This window comes from Paenarthrobacter sp. NCHU4564, from assembly GCF_052156435.1.
Lineage (GTDB): Bacteria > Actinomycetota > Actinomycetes > Actinomycetales > Micrococcaceae > Arthrobacter.
The window spans coordinates 15,515-32,273 of record NZ_JBQLIS010000014.1 but is presented as its reverse complement, the minus strand read 5'-3'; the positions used below and the strand labels follow the sequence as shown (position 1 = coordinate 32,273).

General features: G+C 61.6%; 16 protein-coding genes. 12 read left to right on the top strand and 4 right to left on the bottom strand.

The genetic code is table 11. The annotated features are described in order from the left end of the window. Positions 1-105 precede the first annotated feature (105 nt). Positions 106-1,119, bottom strand: coding sequence for an ATP-dependent DNA ligase (locus tag ACSVIE_RS14620; protein WP_442424305.1), 1,014 nt, complete (start codon positions 1,117-1,119; stop codon positions 106-108). A gap of 198 nt (positions 1,120-1,317) precedes the next feature. Next, entirely contained in the window at positions 1,318-2,229 is a 912-nt protein-coding gene (locus ACSVIE_RS14615; RefSeq protein ID WP_442424304.1) for a LysR family transcriptional regulator, read from the bottom strand. Between the two features lie 192 nt (positions 2,230-2,421). Between ACSVIE_RS14615 and ACSVIE_RS14610 the strand changes: the two genes are divergently transcribed. From ACSVIE_RS14610 to ACSVIE_RS14585, 6 genes are all read left to right on the top strand, one after another. After that, complete coding sequence (locus ACSVIE_RS14610; protein WP_442424303.1) at positions 2,422-3,240, top strand: amino acid ABC transporter ATP-binding protein; 819 nt, start codon at positions 2,422-2,424, stop codon at positions 3,238-3,240. Between the two features lie 5 nt (positions 3,241-3,245). Continuing rightward, positions 3,246-3,881 carry an amino acid ABC transporter permease gene (locus tag ACSVIE_RS14605; RefSeq protein WP_442424302.1) on the top strand — a complete coding sequence of 212 codons (636 nt, stop codon included), beginning with the start codon at positions 3,246-3,248 and terminating at the stop codon, positions 3,879-3,881. Then, a complete protein-coding gene (locus ACSVIE_RS14600) occupies positions 3,881-4,534 on the top strand; it encodes an amino acid ABC transporter permease (protein WP_442424301.1) in 654 nt (217 codons plus the stop codon). Before ACSVIE_RS14605 ends, ACSVIE_RS14600 begins: the two co-directional genes overlap by 1 nt. Before the next feature lie 36 nt (positions 4,535-4,570). After that, entirely contained in the window at positions 4,571-5,434 is an 864-nt protein-coding gene (locus tag ACSVIE_RS14595; RefSeq protein ID WP_442424300.1) for a substrate-binding periplasmic protein, read from the top strand. 83 nt (positions 5,435-5,517) lie between these two features. After that, positions 5,518-6,255 (top strand): SDR family NAD(P)-dependent oxidoreductase, encoded by a 738-nt coding sequence (locus tag ACSVIE_RS14590; RefSeq protein WP_442424299.1) that lies wholly within the window; start codon positions 5,518-5,520, stop codon positions 6,253-6,255. Continuing rightward, positions 6,252-7,550, top strand: coding sequence for a flavin-containing monooxygenase (locus tag ACSVIE_RS14585; protein WP_442424298.1), 1,299 nt, complete (start codon positions 6,252-6,254; stop codon positions 7,548-7,550). The genes ACSVIE_RS14590 and ACSVIE_RS14585 overlap by 4 nt, the downstream gene beginning before the upstream one ends. 86 nt (positions 7,551-7,636) lie before the next feature. On the opposite strand, the gene ACSVIE_RS14580 is transcribed toward ACSVIE_RS14585, so the two are convergent. Beyond that, complete coding sequence (locus ACSVIE_RS14580) at positions 7,637-8,560, bottom strand: LysR family transcriptional regulator (protein ID WP_442424297.1); 924 nt, start codon at positions 8,558-8,560, stop codon at positions 7,637-7,639. A 137-nt stretch (positions 8,561-8,697) separates the two neighbouring features. Between ACSVIE_RS14580 and ACSVIE_RS14575 the strand changes: the two genes are divergently transcribed. The 6 genes from ACSVIE_RS14575 (at position 8,698) to ACSVIE_RS14550 (ending at position 15,393) form a co-directional block, all read left to right on the top strand. Further along, entirely contained in the window at positions 8,698-10,077 is a 1,380-nt protein-coding gene (locus ACSVIE_RS14575) for an MFS transporter (protein ID WP_442424296.1), read from the top strand. An 18-nt stretch (positions 10,078-10,095) separates the two neighbouring features. After that, positions 10,096-10,815: an SDR family NAD(P)-dependent oxidoreductase gene (locus tag ACSVIE_RS14570; protein ID WP_442424295.1), complete on the top strand. Its 720-nt coding sequence runs from the start codon at positions 10,096-10,098 to the stop codon at positions 10,813-10,815. Positions 10,816-10,861: 46 nt separating this feature from the next. Beyond that, positions 10,862-12,160 (top strand): flavin-containing monooxygenase, encoded by a 1,299-nt coding sequence (locus ACSVIE_RS14565; protein WP_442424294.1) that lies wholly within the window; start codon positions 10,862-10,864, stop codon positions 12,158-12,160. A gap of 51 nt (positions 12,161-12,211) precedes the next feature. Further along, on the top strand, positions 12,212-12,631 hold the full coding sequence (locus tag ACSVIE_RS14560; RefSeq protein ID WP_442424293.1) for a GlcG/HbpS family heme-binding protein: 420 nt from the start codon (positions 12,212-12,214) through the stop codon (positions 12,629-12,631). Between the two features lie 98 nt (positions 12,632-12,729). Then, positions 12,730-14,412 carry a thiamine pyrophosphate-dependent enzyme gene (locus ACSVIE_RS14555; protein WP_442424292.1) on the top strand — a complete coding sequence of 561 codons (1,683 nt, stop codon included), beginning with the start codon at positions 12,730-12,732 and terminating at the stop codon, positions 14,410-14,412. Between the two features lie 618 nt (positions 14,413-15,030). Continuing rightward, positions 15,031-15,393, top strand: a complete 363-nt coding sequence (locus ACSVIE_RS14550; protein ID WP_442424291.1) for a cupin domain-containing protein — start codon at positions 15,031-15,033, stop codon at positions 15,391-15,393. 767 nt (positions 15,394-16,160) lie between these two features. Here the strand turns inward: ACSVIE_RS14550 and ACSVIE_RS14545 are convergent. Then, positions 16,161-16,499, bottom strand: a complete 339-nt coding sequence (locus ACSVIE_RS14545; protein WP_442424290.1) for a hypothetical protein — start codon at positions 16,497-16,499, stop codon at positions 16,161-16,163. Positions 16,500-16,759: the final 260 nt, after the last annotated feature.

The window sequence follows — 16,759 nt, the reverse complement described above, 5'->3', positions numbered from 1 at the left end:
GGGGCGGCGTAGACGGGTTGCACACCAATGGGGACAGCTTTGAGCTGTGCGGAGGGCTCCACCTGACCCCAGTGGGCACAACCCGTCCACCGCGAGAATGAGGCGTTAGCGGTTGTGGAGATGCGGCGGAAGTTCGACGTCGGCCGGGTCCAGTTCCGGACGAAGCCGGAGCAGGGAAAGCGGGTGGCGGAAAGACTTCCCGGACCATGCGACGTCGGCGGCGACCTCGACCACGATCGGTTCCACCAGGGTCAGGTGGACCGGGCCCTTGTCTTTACTGAATCTGTTCAGCGAGGACTCGCTGGTTTCTTCCGGCCACGGGTGACCTGGCTGTCCCGGGCGCAGATGCCGGCCCAGCTCACGCCCTGCCCGGGTGGAAAGAACCGTGGACCGGCCCACGATCCGCAGTGTCCCATCGACCGGCAAGCCGGCGATGATCGCCTGCGGCTGCGTCACCGGGCCGATGACGGCTGCGCAGACCGCATCAAAAGTGCTTTTGGTCTTCAACTTCAACCAAGACCGCGAGCCGTCGTATGGTTGGGAACCGCCCTTGAATACCAGCCCTTCAACCCCTGTTGCGGGCAGATCCTTCAACCAGGTCTTCGCCAGCTCCATGTCGGTGGTGGCGGGGGAGAGGTTCAACGGCGCGGTCCATTCCCGGCCCAGTTCCTCGAGCAGCCGCCGCCGCCCCGTGAACGGCACCGACCGGATGTCCTGCCCGGCAACGGCCAGCAAGTCGAAGGCCGCATACGCGGCCGGCAGCTCACGGACCAGGCCCGGCAGCACCGCCCGGGAGGTGACCATGCGGCGCTGCAACGCCTCAAAATCCAGCCGGTCCCCATTCCAGATAACCGCCTCACCATCGAGCACAACACCGGGCGGCACTTGCTCCTGGAGGGCTGAGGCCAGATCCGGCAGGACCTTCGTCAGTTCCTTGCCCTGCCGTGACCACAGCGTCACCCCGTCCGCCTGCACCAAGGCAACTGTCCTGTACCCGTCCCACTTGGGCTCGGCCCACAGCCCGCCCGGCAACGCCCCGGGGCCAGGGAAACTCTTGATGAGTTTGGCCAAGGCAACAGCAACCGGAGGTTGCAGTGCCCGCGGAATGGACTCGCCCATACGCCCAAGCCTAAAGGACCAAGATCACAAGGGACCTTGGCTGTGGTCCGGCCTGTAAAGCTCGTAGGGGCGCGTCATTTCTCGGTGCGAAGCAGTCGCCGAGCTGTATAGCGCCTATCCGTTCGCTTTGGTGGGTGACCCGCAATGCGATTCCTGAGCCACGTCTCCAAGTTCAGTGCAGGTGGGCGCAGGCTCCGACTATGCCGGAAGGTACTCCTTATGCAACATGCGCATGTGTTCTTCTGTGAGCTTGATGAGTGCTTGGGTTCCGGGGGAGAGGCTTGTCGGGTCCCGGGTGATGATGGCGAAAGTTTCGATCAGCGGTGGTTCGAGGCTTACCCAGTTCAGCTTCTCCGTGTATCCGAGAGCTTGTGCCACCGGCACTGAGGCGACAGCTGCTGCCGTTCCGGCGGCGGCGACGGCCAGGGCAGCTGAGCCGGTTTCGACTTCGATGTCGGGATTGAAGGCTATTCCCAGTGTCTGGGCACGTTCGCTCAACTGACGACGTGTGGGGTCGTTTTCGGCCCACCCTGAGTCGGGAAGGACGAGTGGGCGCTGCAGCAGCCCGTCGATCGTCACGGGCCCCTCCAATGCTGGTTTGGTATGGAAGTAGGCGGCTTCGCAGGACCAAAGTACGTCGCTGATGGTCAGTCCCCGGGCGTCAATGGGCAGGGCCACAACCCCGGCTTCCAACCGACCAGAGCGGACCAGCTCTACAACCTGGGCTGAATTCGAACCGATGACTCGGATGTTGATGTTGGGATACATCGCCCGGAATGCCGGTATCAGCCCGGAGAGCACGTACTGGCCACTGTTGAACATGCCGAAGGTGACCGTGCCCTCTTGCCGGTCCCTGATGCCGGTGACAGAGTCTAGGGCGGCCTGATAATCGCGAGCCACTTTCTTGGCATGAGGTAGGAACTTGTGGCCTGCCTCGGTGAGGGTAAGGCCTTGCTTTGCACGGGTAAAAAGCGCAACACCTACGCTCTGTTCGAGCTTGCGGATCTGCTCGGAGAGGGTCGGCTGGGACACGCCCAGGTCCTCGGCCGCCTGCGTCAAGGAACCTGCCCTTGACGCGGCCAAGAAGTAGTTCACCTGAAGAATCGTCACCGTTTCTCCTTTCTCCTTCTTTGAGTCGTGGTGCTCCGCAGCTTATAGGTACTTGCTTGAGCATGTATAGCGAAGTCCTATGTGAGACCGTAAAAAGACCGCGCATTGGGGAAAGATAGGTGATTTTTGCTGCGGAACTCTTGTAAACCAAAGGTGATTCAGATTACATTTCCTTATCCCTAGTCAATACCTATGGATCAATCTCCGAAGAAGGCAATCCTCATGGAAACAGCGATAGTCCCCGCCGAGTCCCCGCCCATGTTGGGCGCGGTTAACGTTCAGGGCCTGCATAAGAACTACGGCGTAATTGAAGTCCTGCATGACGTCAGCCTGCAGATGGCTGAGGGTGAAGTAGTTTCAATCATCGGCCCTTCGGGAGCGGGCAAGAGCACGTTCCTCCGGTGCCTGAACTATCTGGAAGTCCCCACGGCGGGCACCATCACCATTGGCGGCACAACCGTCGACGCCAGCGCGAAGCGTCCGGACAGGGCCAGCTTGCAACGGCTCCGCCGCGTGACCGGGATGGTGTTCCAGAGCTTCAACCTTTTCCCACACCTGACGGTGATGGAAAACATCAGCCTGCCACAGCAGAAGGTGCTGGGCCGCAGCCGCGATGAGGCCCACTCAGTAGCTGAATCTCTGCTGGCCCGGGTCGGCTTGGTCGAGAAGAGCGATCAGCACCCTTCCCGCCTCTCCGGCGGACAACAGCAGCGCATTGCCATCGCCCGCGCCCTGGCACTTTCACCGAAGGTCATGCTCTTCGACGAACCAACCTCTGCACTGGACCCTGAACTCGGCCTGGAAGTGCTCTCGGTCATGCGAGACCTGGCCGATGAAGGCATGACGATGCTTGTAGTGACCCACGAAATGCAGTTCGCCCGGGATGTCTCCGACCGGGTCATGGTCATGGCGGGTGGCCGCGTACTCGAGCTGGGACCCAGCCAGGAAGTCATGACCAACCCCACCCACGAGCGGACCAAGAAGTTCCTCCGCGCAGTACTGGACCGGTGACGGTCATGCTCGCGCAAATCGCTTCCGGCATCGGAATGACCCTGCTCATCACAGGTGCCTCACTGGCCATCGGAGCAATCCTGGCGCTGCCTTTGGTCGCCGCCCGGCGTTCGCCGTGGACTCCTCTGCGGGTCGTTGCCACGGCCTACATCGACGTAGTCCGGGCCATCCCTCCCATTACGTGGCTGTTCCTGATCTACTTCGGCCTGCCGCAGTACGCCCTTCGCCTGGACTCAGTGTCAGCGTCGATACTCGGGTTCTCCGTCATCGCCTCGGCCTACATGGCCGAAACATACCGCGCCGGCCTGCTTAGCATCCCCAAAGGCCAGTGGGAGGCCTCGACGGCTCTGGGCATGCGTTTCATGCCGATCACCCGGCACATCATTACCCCCCAAGCCTTCAAAGTCACCCTCCCGGCCGTAGCCGCCTATGCCATAGCCCTTATCAAGGACTCCGCACTTGCTTCAACCATCGGTGTCCACGAGATCACCTACCAGGCAGGCTTGGCTTCCAAAGCCTCCCATCAAGGCTTGTTGTCATTCACGATCGCAGGTCTGCTCTACATTGCTATCAGTTTGCCGCTTGCCTTGGCCGCACGACGCGTTGACAGCACCCTCCGCCAGAAACTCGAGGTGGCGTGATGACTCTCATCGATCAATGGATTTCTTGGCTACCGGCACTGTCACCAGGACTCAGCGTCAGCCTCGGCCTGACGGGACTGTGCCTGCTGTTTGGAATGCCACTGGGGCTGCTGCTGGCCGTCGCCATCGAAAGCCGGCTCGTTCCTCTGCGGATCCTGGCACTGGTCGTGGTGGAAGTCGGCCGAGGGGCTCCGGCTCTGGTGTTGCTGTACTTGCTCTACTTTGGCCTGCCCGAAGGAGGCATCACACTGCCGGCTTTCACCACCGCAGTCATCTCCTTGTCTTGGACCACCGGGGCCTACTCCAGCGAATTGTTCCGCTCGGGTCTTGCCTCCGTGCCGCGTGGTCAGCGTGAAGCAGCTGCGACGGCCGGCCTGCAGGGGTGGAATGGATTCCGGTACATCGTCCTGCCTCAGGCCATCCGGATCTCCACCCCGCCCCTGGCAAGCCTCGCGGTCACGATCTTCCAAACCAGTTCACTGGCTTTCGTCATTGCAGTTCCGGAACTGATGTCCAAGGCATACGCCTTGGGTTCCATCACCTTCGAATACCTCAGCGTTTTCCTGCTCACATCCGTGCTCTACGGGTCGATCACCCTGATTGCGCTGGCCTTCGTGCGGCTCGGTGAACGCCGACTGAACCGATACCTCTAATCGCATCAAACCCTCCCCAACACCAAAGGACCCACCATGAAGCTCGAGAAATTCTGGATCCGCTCCGCCGCCATGACTGCCGTTATTGGAGCAGCTGCCCTGGCACTCACAGGCTGCAGCACCTCCGCGGACGCCTCGGTCGACCCTTCCTGCACCCCGAAGCACTCCTTCAGGACCATCACCCAAGGGACACTTACCGTCTCCACCTATGACTTCGCACCCCACATGAAGCTCGACGGAACCAAGCTCTCCGGAGTCGAAGGAGACCTGCTGAACGAGATCGCCAAACGTGAATGCCTGAGCGTGACAGTGGAAGCCTCCGGCGGTGCAGGAGCAGCCATTCCCGCCGTCCAAGCCGGAAGGTCCGACCTCGCCGCAGGCGACTGGTGGCGGACCAAGGCACGGTCGAAGCTGGTGGCCCTGAGCAACCCGGTCTACCTGGACCAGGGCGCCTTGGTCTCAACGGCCGGATACAAGACCGTGGCCGAATTGGACGGCAAGAAGATCGGTTCTGTCGCAGGGAACCTATGGAACGACGAATTCACCCAGGTCTTCGGGGACAAGTTCTCCGTCTACCAGGACCCCGAAGCCGTGTTCAACGATCTGGCCGCAGGCCGTATCGATGCCATCATCGACAGTGTCGGTGCCACCACGGCACGGTTCGAGTCCAAGCCCATCGAAGGTGCCAAAGTTTTGCCCCTGCAGCCCGATTCGCGCATCCCGGTGACAGCACACCCCGGTCAGCTCAACTGGCCGACCAAGCTGGATAACACCGAACTGACGAAGGCTCTGAACGAAAACATTGAAGACCTCCGCAAAGAGGGCATCATCGCCGAACTGTTGAAGAAGTACGGCATGGATTCCAGCGCTGCTGAAGTCGGCGAACCAGACATGCTTTAGTCGCTTCCCCGCCGCCCCGGGCGCATCATGTAACCGGGGCGGCGGCCCGACTTCCACCCACACAACATTTGAAGGAAACTGACATGACCGAGCAACAGCAGAAAGTCGCCCTCATTACCGGAGGTTCCCGCGGTCAAGGCGCGTCCCACGCCGAAGCTCTCGCCGCGGTAGGATGGCGCGTCATCATCGCCGACGTCCTCGACAAAGAAGGAGAAAAAACCGCCGCGGCCCTGGCCGAAAAGGGACTCAGTGTCCGCTATCTCAACCTGGACGTCACCAATGAGACTGCCTGGGCCAAGGCAATCGCAGACATTGAACGGCACGAGGGCGGACTGGACTCCTTGGTCAACAACGCCGGCATCATCCGCGTCACGCCGCTGAATGAGCTCGAACTGCGCGAGTGGGACCTGATCCTCAAGGTCAACACCACTTCTGTGCTTTTGGGCATGAAAGCCGCTTTTCCGGCACTTTCCCGACGCGGAGGCGGGACCATCGTGAACGTGGCGTCCACCGCAGCACACCGCGGTGCGGAAGCCTACGGCGCCTACTCCGCTTCGAAGGCCGCAGTGCTCGCACTCACACGTGCAGCTGCGCTCGAATATGCCCCCCACAACATCCGGGTCAACTCCATCAGTCCCGGAGGCGTCGAAACACCCATGAACAACGACGAACCCCAGGGCGGCACGTCCTCCAGCGCACCGTTGGGCCGCCGCGCTCGCCCCAACGAAATATCACCCTTGGTGGTGTACCTGGCCTCCGACGCCTCCTCCTATGCCACCGGAGCGGACTTCCTCATCGACGGGGGAGTGACCGTGCGATGAGCCGATACTGCGTCATCGGGGCCGGAGCGGCCGGCATCTCAGCCCTCGAGCAGCTGCGCCGGGCAGGCCATGAGGTGGACTGCTTTGAAAAGACCGGCCGGGTGGGTGGGCACTGGCACACCGACTACGAAGCCTTGCACCTGATCACCGCCCGGGATATGACCCACTTCGAAGACTTCCCGATGCCCAAAGAGTACCCACACTTTCCCCGCCGGGACCAGGTCCGCGCCTACCTGGAGTCGTACGCCCAGGCCAATGGACACTACGGGATCATCCGGTTCAACACCGCCGTCGAATCTGTCGTCCCCGTCCCAACGAACGATGCCGTGGGCACGGCGGGATGGACCGTCACACTCGATACCGGCGAACGGATCGACTACGACGGCGTGCTGGTTGCCAACGGGCATCTGTGGGACCAAAAGATCCCTGGCTTTCCGGGAGAGTTCACTGGAAAGCAGATCCATTCAGGTTCCTACACCAACGTCAAGGACATTGAGGGGACCCGTGTTCTGGTGGTGGGTGCCGGTAATTCCGGGTGTGATCTGGCTGTGGACGTGGCCCAGCACCGGCTTGAAGCCGACATCGTGATCCGTGAGGGCACCTACTTCCAGCCCAAGGCGTACTTCGGCAAGCCCCGGCAAGAGCTGGACTTCCTGAAGCAGTTCGCCCCCGACGAGGTGGACCTCATCAGCCGCCTCCTGGCCCGCGTGTCCATTGGTGAATGGAGCGACTACCCCGGCATGCCCGAACCCAAGCACCGCACCCTGGCCGAGGGCAGCACCGTGGTGAACACGCTCCTGCCGTACTGGATCCAGCACGGCCGCGTCAGAGTTGTCCCTGGCATTGAACGCTTCGAAGGCAACACCGTTCACTTCACCAACGGCACAGCCAAAGAATACGACACCATCCTCTGGGCCACCGGCTTCCACGCGAGCCTTCCCTTCATCGAGGAGTCTCTGATTCAGCGACGCCAGGGGATTCCACTGCGTTACGCGGGAGGAATCGTCCCGGCCGGTCTTGAGAAGCTCTATCTCATAGGTATGAGCGCGCCCCGCGGACCCCAGATCCCTGTATACGGGGTCCAAACGAAGGTCGCGCTGAAAATGATCGCACTTCACGAAGCATCCGGCCCGGGCGGTGCAGGGATCGAGGCCTACCTTTCGGCTCTGCAGCAGGCGGATGACCGGATCGACATCGTCCGTGCCATCTGGGAAGACCAAATTGCCGACACCCACCGCCTCCTGGACGCCTACCCTGAAGCCAGGAGACACCAGGAGAGGATCACCGCCGCTTAGCCCCAGCCAATGCACCGGCGGTCCCTGTTCACGGGGACCGCCGGTGCATTGGCGTTCCCCTCACAGGACGCCCCGGTGCAAACCGGCTATCCGGGCTTGATGTCCTGCAGCAAGGCGATGTGTCGGTGAGCGTACTTAATGAACTCGCGGGTGGCCGGTGACAGGGACCCGTTGACGCGGGTAATGAACGCGAAGTGTTCATGGAAGGCCGGGTCCAGCGAAACATAGCCCAGCCCCTGCTGCTCAATCATGGATTTGGCAACGTGGTAGGAAACCAATGAGTCACCGACGCCTTGGGCGGCCAGTTCAACGGCATGGGTTTGGAACTCGACCTCCGCGATCGGATTCAGGGTGACTCCTGCGTGTTGGGCGCGTTCGGTCATCGATAGACGCAGGGGATCCGAATTGGACCAGCGTGCCTCCGAGAGAATCAACGGCGCGGCCGCCATGTCCTCAACCGAGACGGGTCCGCCCAGTCGTTCGGGGTTCGCGCTGACGTAGACAACCTCATCACTGAGCACTGGCGGGCTCACTGACAGTCCGCGGTCATCGACAGGAAGCTGCACGAGCCCGGCCTCCAGCTCACCGGCCCGTACGGCGTCGGCCACCTCCGAGGAATTCAGCCCAACCACACGGATTTTTACCAGCGGATACTGCTCATGGAAATCACGAATGAGGCCGGTCAGCAGGTAAAGGTGGGCACTGTTGAACGTCCCGAACGAAACGGTTCCGCCTTGAAGCGTGCGGACTTCGCGGACGAGGTCCGCCAGGCCCTCAACCTCGTTCAACGCTCGCTGGGCGCTGGGCAAAAGCAGCCGCGCCGCCTCTGTGAGCTGAAGCTCACGGTTGGTGCGCGTAAACAACTTCACGCCCAAGCTGCTCTCCAACCGGCGGATCTGTTCCGACAGGCTGGGTTGGGCAATGTGCTCGGCCTCGGCGGCTGCCGACAGCGTCTTGTGCTTAGCCGCGGAGAGGAAATATCGGAGCTGCTGAAGCGTCAAATTAGACATAGGCGTTTCCTTGAGGAAGGGTCGGGAATTGAGTCTACACCTCGAGCCTAATCTTCCGTAATGTTATTTCCACGCCGGTGACGGCAATCACAAACAGCCGAATCCGGCACATTTTCTTCACTGATTAGGACTACGCCATGACTGCGATCTCTGCTGCTCCAGGCAAGCATCTCATCGACGACGGACCACTGACGAGATACCATCGGCGGCTGATCGCCGCATGCTCGGGAGGCCCGTTCCTGGACGGCTACCTGCTCAGCATTGTGGGTGTCGCATTGACCGGTGCTAGCGCGGAATTGGGTCTTGACTCAGTAGAGCTTGGCCTCGCCGGCGCCGCGTCGCTTGTGGGCCTGTTCCTCGGCAGCCTCGTACTCGGGCCCATCACGGACCGTATCGGCCGGAAGATGATGTACACCGTGGACCTGCTGGCCATGGTCATCGCTTCAGCAGCCTGTCTGTTCATCAGCGACGGCTTCCAGCTGATCCTCCTGCGCCTGGTGGTCGGACTTGCCGTCGGAGCTGATTACCCGATTGCCACGGCACTCCTGACCGAATGGATGCCCAAGAAACGCCGTGGTGCCATCATCGGCTGGCTCTCCACGATCTGGCTCGTCGGCGCCATCGTCGCCTACTTGGTCGGTTTCGCCCTCTCCACTGCCTTCGGGCCCGAATCCTGGCGTTGGATGCTGGCCAGTGGAGCCGTGTTCGGCCTCATCGTCATGATGCTGCGCTTCGGCGCCCACGAATCACCCCGCTGGCTTGTAGCCAAGGGCCGGTTCGAGGAAGCCCGTAGTGCCCTGTCCAAAGCTCTGGAACGCGAAATCACCATTGATGACGTCAAATCCCTGGTCAGCACTGACGAAGAGGAAACCAAGTCCACCTTTGGCTCCCTGCTGAAGGCACCGTTCCTCAAGCGCACCCTGTTCTGCGGCATCACCTGGATGTGCATCGCACTCCCGCAGTTCGCCCTGTTCACCTACGGCCCGATCATCCTCTCCCAGTTCGGCCTCGCCCACGGCGGTGCCGAGGAAACTCTTGGCCAGATTGTCCTCAACCTCGGCTTCCTGATCGGTACACTGCCGGCCCTGCGCTGGGTTGAAACGCTGGGCCGCCGCCCGCTCATGATCTGGACCTTCGTCGCCGCGGCTGTGTTCCTGTTGCCCCTCGGCCTCTGGCCCCAAGGCCCGAACTGGTTCGTGATGATCTTCTTCTTCCTGTTCACACTGGCCAGCGGTGCAGGAACGATCCTCGTCTTCATCTACCCCAACGAGTTGTTCCCCACCAGCATCCGTGCCTCAGCCGTCGGACTCGCCACAGCCATCAGTCGCATCGGCGCGGCCATCGGCACCTACATGGTTCCCCTGTCCCTGAGCGGCATCGGCACCGGCCCGACCATGATGATCGGCGTTGGCCTGACCATCCTCGGACTGCTGATCACCATCGCTTGGGCCGAAGAGACCCGCAATAAGTCCCTCACTTCACTGACCACCAAAATCCTGACCACGGTCAAGGGCTAAGACTCCAAGGACACCCCCATGAACACCAAGACACCACGCGTCGCCCTCATCACCGGAGCCGGAAGCGGCATGGGCCACAGCACGGCCGAAGTCTTCCTCAACGACGGCTGGCACGTCATCGCCGTCGACGTCACCGCCCCGGAATTCAACGGCCACTCCGCCCATGTCACTCCACTGGTCGCAGACGTACGCGACCGCGCCGCGCTCGAGAAGAAGCTAGATGAGATCCTGCCCGGGATCGGCGGCGAAATCCACGCCGTCGCCAACATCGCCGGCGTTTACCCTCCCTCGACCCTGGACAGCTACACCGATGAGCTCTACCGGCTCGTGTTCGACGTCAACGTCCTCGGCGTCCTGAACGTCATGGCAGCGGCCAAGCGGAACATGCCCGAAGGTTCCGCAATCGTGAACTTCGCCTCAGTAGATGGCTACCACGTCTCGCCCGGCCAACTCGTTTACGGCGCATCCAAAGCTGCCGTCATCATGATCACCAAAGCCACCGCGCTGGAACTGGCCGACAAGAAAATCCGCGTCAACGCCATCGCCCCAGGTTGGGTCAACACCCCTGGAAACGCCGCCACCGGCCGCATGGATGCCGCAGCTGCCTCCATCCCGCTTGGGCGGGTCGCCCAGCCCGAAGAAATCGCCCGCTGGGCATGGCTCCTGACCGGCAGCGGACACGCAGGCTTCATGACCGGCGAAACGGTCACCCTCTCCGGCGGCGACGTCATCCGCTAAGCGGACGCCCGCAAATCTCACCCCACTACTTGAACGGATACACCTCATGACTCGCTATTGCGTCATCGGCGCCGGTGCCGCCGGCCTCTCAGCCCTCCAGCAACTCCGCGAGGCCGGCCACGACGTGGACTGCTTCGAAAAGAGCGGCCGGGTCGGCGGCCACTGGCACACCGACTACGAAGCCCTGCACCTGATCACCGCCCGGGACATGACCCATTTCGAAGACTTCCCGATGCCAGCGCATTACCCGCACTTCCCGCGGCGGGACCAGGTCCGGGACTACATCGAGTCCTACGCGCACCACCACGGCCTCTACGACATCATCCAATTCAACACCGAAGTCCTCTCCGTAACCCCGGTACACACCGACGGGCCGATCGGATCCGAAGGCTGGAACGTCACCACGACCCTGGGCTCGGACACCTATGACGGTGTCATCATCGCCAACGGCCACCTCTGGGACAAGAAAACCCCCCAGTTCCCCGGTAAGTACACCGGAAAGCAACTGCACTCCAGCGAATACAACAACGTCGAGGATCTCGAGGGGACCCGCGTGCTGGTGGTCGGTGCCGGTAACTCCGGGTGTGACTTGGCCGTTGATGTTGCCCAGCACCGTTTCGAGGCTGACATCGTCATCCGTAAAGGCACCTACTTCCAGCCCAAGGCCTATTTCGGCAAGCCTCGCCAGGAACTGGACTTTCTCAAGCAGTTCGCCCCTGACGAGGTGGACCTGATCAGCCGCCTGCTGGCCCGGGTGTCCATTGGGGAGTGGAGCGACTACCCGGGCATGCCTGAACCAAAGCACCGGACCCTGGCCGAGGGCAGCACTGTGGTGAACACTTTGTTGCCGTACTGGATCCAGCACGGCCGCGTCGGGGTTGTTCCTGGCATCGAACGCTTCGAGGGCAAGACCGTGCATTTCACAGACGGCAGCTCCAAGGAATACGACACCATCCTCTGGGCCACCGGCTTCCACTCCAGCGTCCCGTTCCTGGACACCAACCTCGTCCCCCGCCGGAAGGGGGCCCCGATCCGTTACGGTGCGGGCATCATCCCTGAGGGCCTCGAAAAGCTCTACTACGTTGGCATGATCGCACCCCGCGGACCTCAGATCCCGGTCTACGGCATGCAAACCAAACTCGTCGTCAAGATGATCGCCCTGCACGAGAATGCCGGCGACGGCGGTGCCAACATCGGCGCTTATCTCGGCGGGCTGCAGGAATCTGAAGACCGCATCGACATCGTCCGGGCCATCTGGGAAGACCAAATGGCCGACACCGAGCGGCTGTTGACCGCCTTCGCAGCAGCACAAACATCGCCAGCAACTCAGCCACACCACGCCTAAGCGGCCAAGTTCAGACCTTCACCACCATCAAAGAAAGAAACACCGGAAACAATGACTGACATCACTCTCCAGCAAGCCGAACGAGTCCTGGCTGCGGCCCTGGCGGACGCAACCACTCGGAACCTGGCCATGAACGTGGCCGTCGTGGACGCCGGCGGCAACCTCAAAGCCTTCAGCCGACAGGACGGCGCATGGCTGGGCAGCATCGACATCTCGATCAAAAAGGCCCGCACCGCGCGCTATTTCGACATGCCTACGGGCACCATCGGCTCCCTGTCCCAGCCGGGTGGCCCACTGTTCAACATCGAGGTCTCCAACGGAGGCCTGATCACCTTCCCCGGCGGTCTCCCGATCACCATCGACGGTGCAGTAGTGGGCGCCATTGGCGTCAGTGGCAGCACCGTGGAGGACGACCACGCCGTAGCATCGGCTGGCATCAACGCCGTCTCCGTGGCAGCAGCGTCTGCCTAGACTCCTTGACGGTCAGGGGTTGCCGCCGCAACGACGGCGCCGCCCCTGGCCGTCCCCTATTTACATCACAAAACCCCACAGAAGAGACCAAGAAAACGATGACAACGCAGTCGACGGACTTCCAGCCCCGACTCCCTGAGCAGATCCCACCCACGACAAAGTCGGCCGGTCACGTCATCGTCGACTCGCTCGTGGCCCACGGAGTGGAACGGACGTTCGTGGTGCCCGGGGAAAGTTTCCTCGACGTGCTCGACGGCCTGCACAACTCACCCATCGAAACCATCGTTTGCCGTCATGAGGGCGGTGCCGCCTACATGGCCGAGGCCGACGGGAAGATGAAGCAGATCCCCGGCGTCGCCATGGTCACGCGCGGACCAGGAGCTGCCAACGCGCACGTCGGTCTCCACACAGCATGGCAGGATTCCACCCCCATGGTTTTGTTCGTCGGGCTCATACCCTTCGGGCACCGCGACCGGGAAGCCTTCCAGGAATTCGACATCAAGGCCTGGTTCGACACCGGCGCCAAGCGCGTCATGGTCCTGGACCACCCCGAACGGGCGTCCGAAATCGTCGCCGAAGCCATGTTCGCAGCCATGAACGGCCGTCCCGGCCCTGTCGTCGTCGGGCTTCCCGAAGACATCATCCAACAACATATCGAACCCGCCCTGCACCCCAGCATCCCGGTCGCAACCGGAGGCATGACTACCTTCGACAGCAGGGCGGTGGCGGATGCACTCATGAACTCGTCCAAGCCCCTGTTCGTCACAGGCGGCAATGACTGGTCCCAAGCAGCAGCCACTCAACTCACACAATGGCTGGAAAAGCACCACATTCCTGCCGCCGCCGAGTGGAGGACCCAAGGAACCGTCTCCTTCGATTCCCCCTCCTATGTCGGGCCAATCGGCTACGGCCGCCCACGCCCCACCTACGACCTTCTTGAGGAAACCGACCTCCTGATCTTTGTCGGCACCGTCCCCGGCGACGTCATCACCGACGGGTTCCTTTGCCGTCAGGATTGGACCAAGAAAAACTTCCTTGTCACCATTGACCCATCCCTCCGTGGCCGCTCGGGCCCCGTGTCCTGGCAGATCGTCGCCAAGCCCGACGTCTTCGTCCGGGACCTTGTCGAGATCGAGCTCCCCTTCCGTGAAGACTGGAAAGCCTGGACGAACAGGATGCGTGGCGAACAAGTGGCCTTCGCGTCCCTGCCGCCGGAAACACCAACGCAAGGGCCCGCCCGTATGGACACCCTCATGGCGAACCTGGTCCCAAGCCTGCCCAACGACGCCATGGTTACTTTCGGAGCGGGCGAACACACCAACTGGGCGCACCGCTACTTCCCAACGCGGCGATATGCGTCCATGCTCAGTGCACGGAACGGTTCCATGGGCTACTCCATTCCCGCAGCGATCGCCGCGTCACTGGCCCACCCTGGTCGGAGAATCGTCACCATCGCCGGTGACGGAGAATTCCTCATGAACGGCCAGGAACTAGCCACGGCCGCCCAATATGGGGCCACGCCGCTGGTCATCGTGATGGACAACCAGGAGTACGGCACCATCCGTACCCACCAGGAACGCCACTACCCCGGCCGCGTATCGGGCACGCAACTGCAGAACCCCGACTTCGCCCTGATGGCACGCGCCTTCGGAGGATTCGGAGTCCGCGTCGAGAACGACGAGGACGTCCCCGCAGCACTCCAGGCTGCCCTCAAGGCCATTGAAGACAACGTGTTTGCCTTGATCCACCTCATCGTTGAACAACGCGTCAAGGCCTACTGACCGTCCTTGCTTCCAAAAGGCCGCGTCCGGCACTCCAGCTGGACGCGGCTTCAGTATGGCCTCACGCTCGCACCGTGCATAGGAGTTTCCTTGAGGAATGATCGGAAAGTGAGCCTACACCTCGATCGGAATGCTCCGTAAAATTGATTGCATCAGCCGGTGACGGCAGTCACACAGAATTCTTAAGAGCAAAAATCCCGAACGATGCAAATTCGGTCCACGATTTTAGCTCCCCAAAAACTCAAACCACCATGACATCTAACATGGCGGAGTCCTACCTCAACGCGCTCAAAACGTCCCGCTTCAGCGCTCGATCAAATAAGGAACTGCAGCAATGAAATCTCGAACAGCCTTGCTGGAACGCAAACCATTTACGGGAGTGCGACCTCTGATCAACAGCCACTCCGTGCTCGCTGTCAGTGCCCAACCCATGGGACCCGATTGCGAAGAAGAATGCCCATACTGCCACGGCCCTGAAACCGACTGAGCCAAGGTCAATTCCCCGATCCCCGGAAAGCATGTAGAGCGGCAATTGCCCAACTACTGCACACGCCTTTACCGGTCAATTAAAATGACGGACCGACTTCGGCCCGTCCCAACGAAAGAGAAACAAACGAAGTGACGATCGCATACCGTGCAGCAGACCTCGATGCCAGCGAACTGGAAGAATCACTGCTCGCCCCACCGAGCGCAACACCGCTCAGCGGAGACATCACCGTTCGAAGCCGCCGAGAGTTCGAAAGCGAAGACGGCAGAATCGCCTCCGGCACCTGGGAAACGGAAACCGGCCAGTCGCGCTGGGAATTCCTCTCCAAGGGAGAAATCATTCACGTACTCTCCGGCAAAATGACCGTCCTGCGCGACGGTGGCGAAGAAGTCCTCCTCACTCCCGGTGACACCGCATACTTCCCGATCGGATGGACCGGAACCTGGACCGTTCACGAGCGCCTTCGGAAGGTCTTCGTCGTCTACACAGCTTAGATACGTCAGGTCCCTGTTACTGAGACTTGAGAAGTTCCCAACCTGAGAGAGCCGGACAAGGCTGACTCATAGCCATGGTCCTGGCTGCAATGGACCGACATGGCAGGCCAACACCAAGGCACGGGCGGTCCCGACGATCAGCAGCAGAAAACCATATAGAAGCCACCAGGGCCTCCATGCTCGCAACAGGAGGCCCTGGTTTTTATTTGGGTCCGCTCCGGCCCTGGCGTGCTCCGCGCGAATCCGAAACCCACCCAGCATTCAAAAAGGAACCCCTAACGCAGTGAAGCGCGTTCTCAGTCGTCTGGATGATCAGGAACTCGACGCTGACATGTTCAGCGCCCATGGCAGTGATTGGCAGAAATTACGGCTAGGAACTCTGGCCTGTCTTGGATGTGCGTCGCCCGCCTACTTCCGTGCAGCAACTACCAGGAGAAGTGCATCATTCGGAGCAATGCACACAGGAAATTGTCCTCTCCGCAAAACCATGACCGTCTTTCGCTTTCTCCAATAGCTGAGCCTGGCCGGTTATCCAGACTCGATTCCACATCTTTCACCGCAGTCCTATATGGGCGGAGCGCCCAAAGCAGCCGGAACAAGCTGCAGCAAGGTCACCGGGCGCGAAGGGACGCAAACCCCGCGCCGCGGACAAACAACAAGCTCCGCGATTTCCGCCTCTATACCAGCAACAGGAAATGACTCGCAGCCCTGGGAGCCTCGATCATGGCGTACCGGGCCAACTCGAAAGTCTCCAAGGAAGACCGCAGCTAGGCCGGATCAGGGGTGGGTCTGCCAACACCGGCAGGCCCGCCCTGACGGTCCTCCAGGTGCACGTCCCTGAGGACGGCGGTGATCCTCCTGATGGTCACAGGATCATCCTGCCAACGGCTCCCGTCCCGCGGGCACGAGGTCAGGCTATTCACGCCGACCTCGGCGGCGAGGTCCAGCAATTCGGCACGCGCGGCCTCAAGGTCTGCCAGCTGCTCCGTGGCCAGCTCCAAGGCCGCCGCCGGTTCCTGGCCTGTGGATGGGTCCGGCACCACCGCAGCTGGGTGAGCGACCTCAGCCGGCAGGGTGCGCCTGTTCAGGAAGTTTCGTATTCCCATTGCGGACCTCTCCTTCTGAAAAAGTGTCCCGCCTGGGATTGGGGGAACCAGGCGGGACACCACCCACCGTACCAACCCAGTCTGACAAGAAGCATGCTCGCCAGGGCTCGCACCCGTTTGGGCGTCCTCTCCGCTTCGCTCCGTGGCCGGCTGTTGGGCCCGGTCCCGGCCTCGCAGAGCTCCGCCGTGCCCGGACCTGTTTGTCTACGACGTTTTTTGGCTGCTGTCCTTCGGATTCTACGTGTCCGCTCCACCCCGTC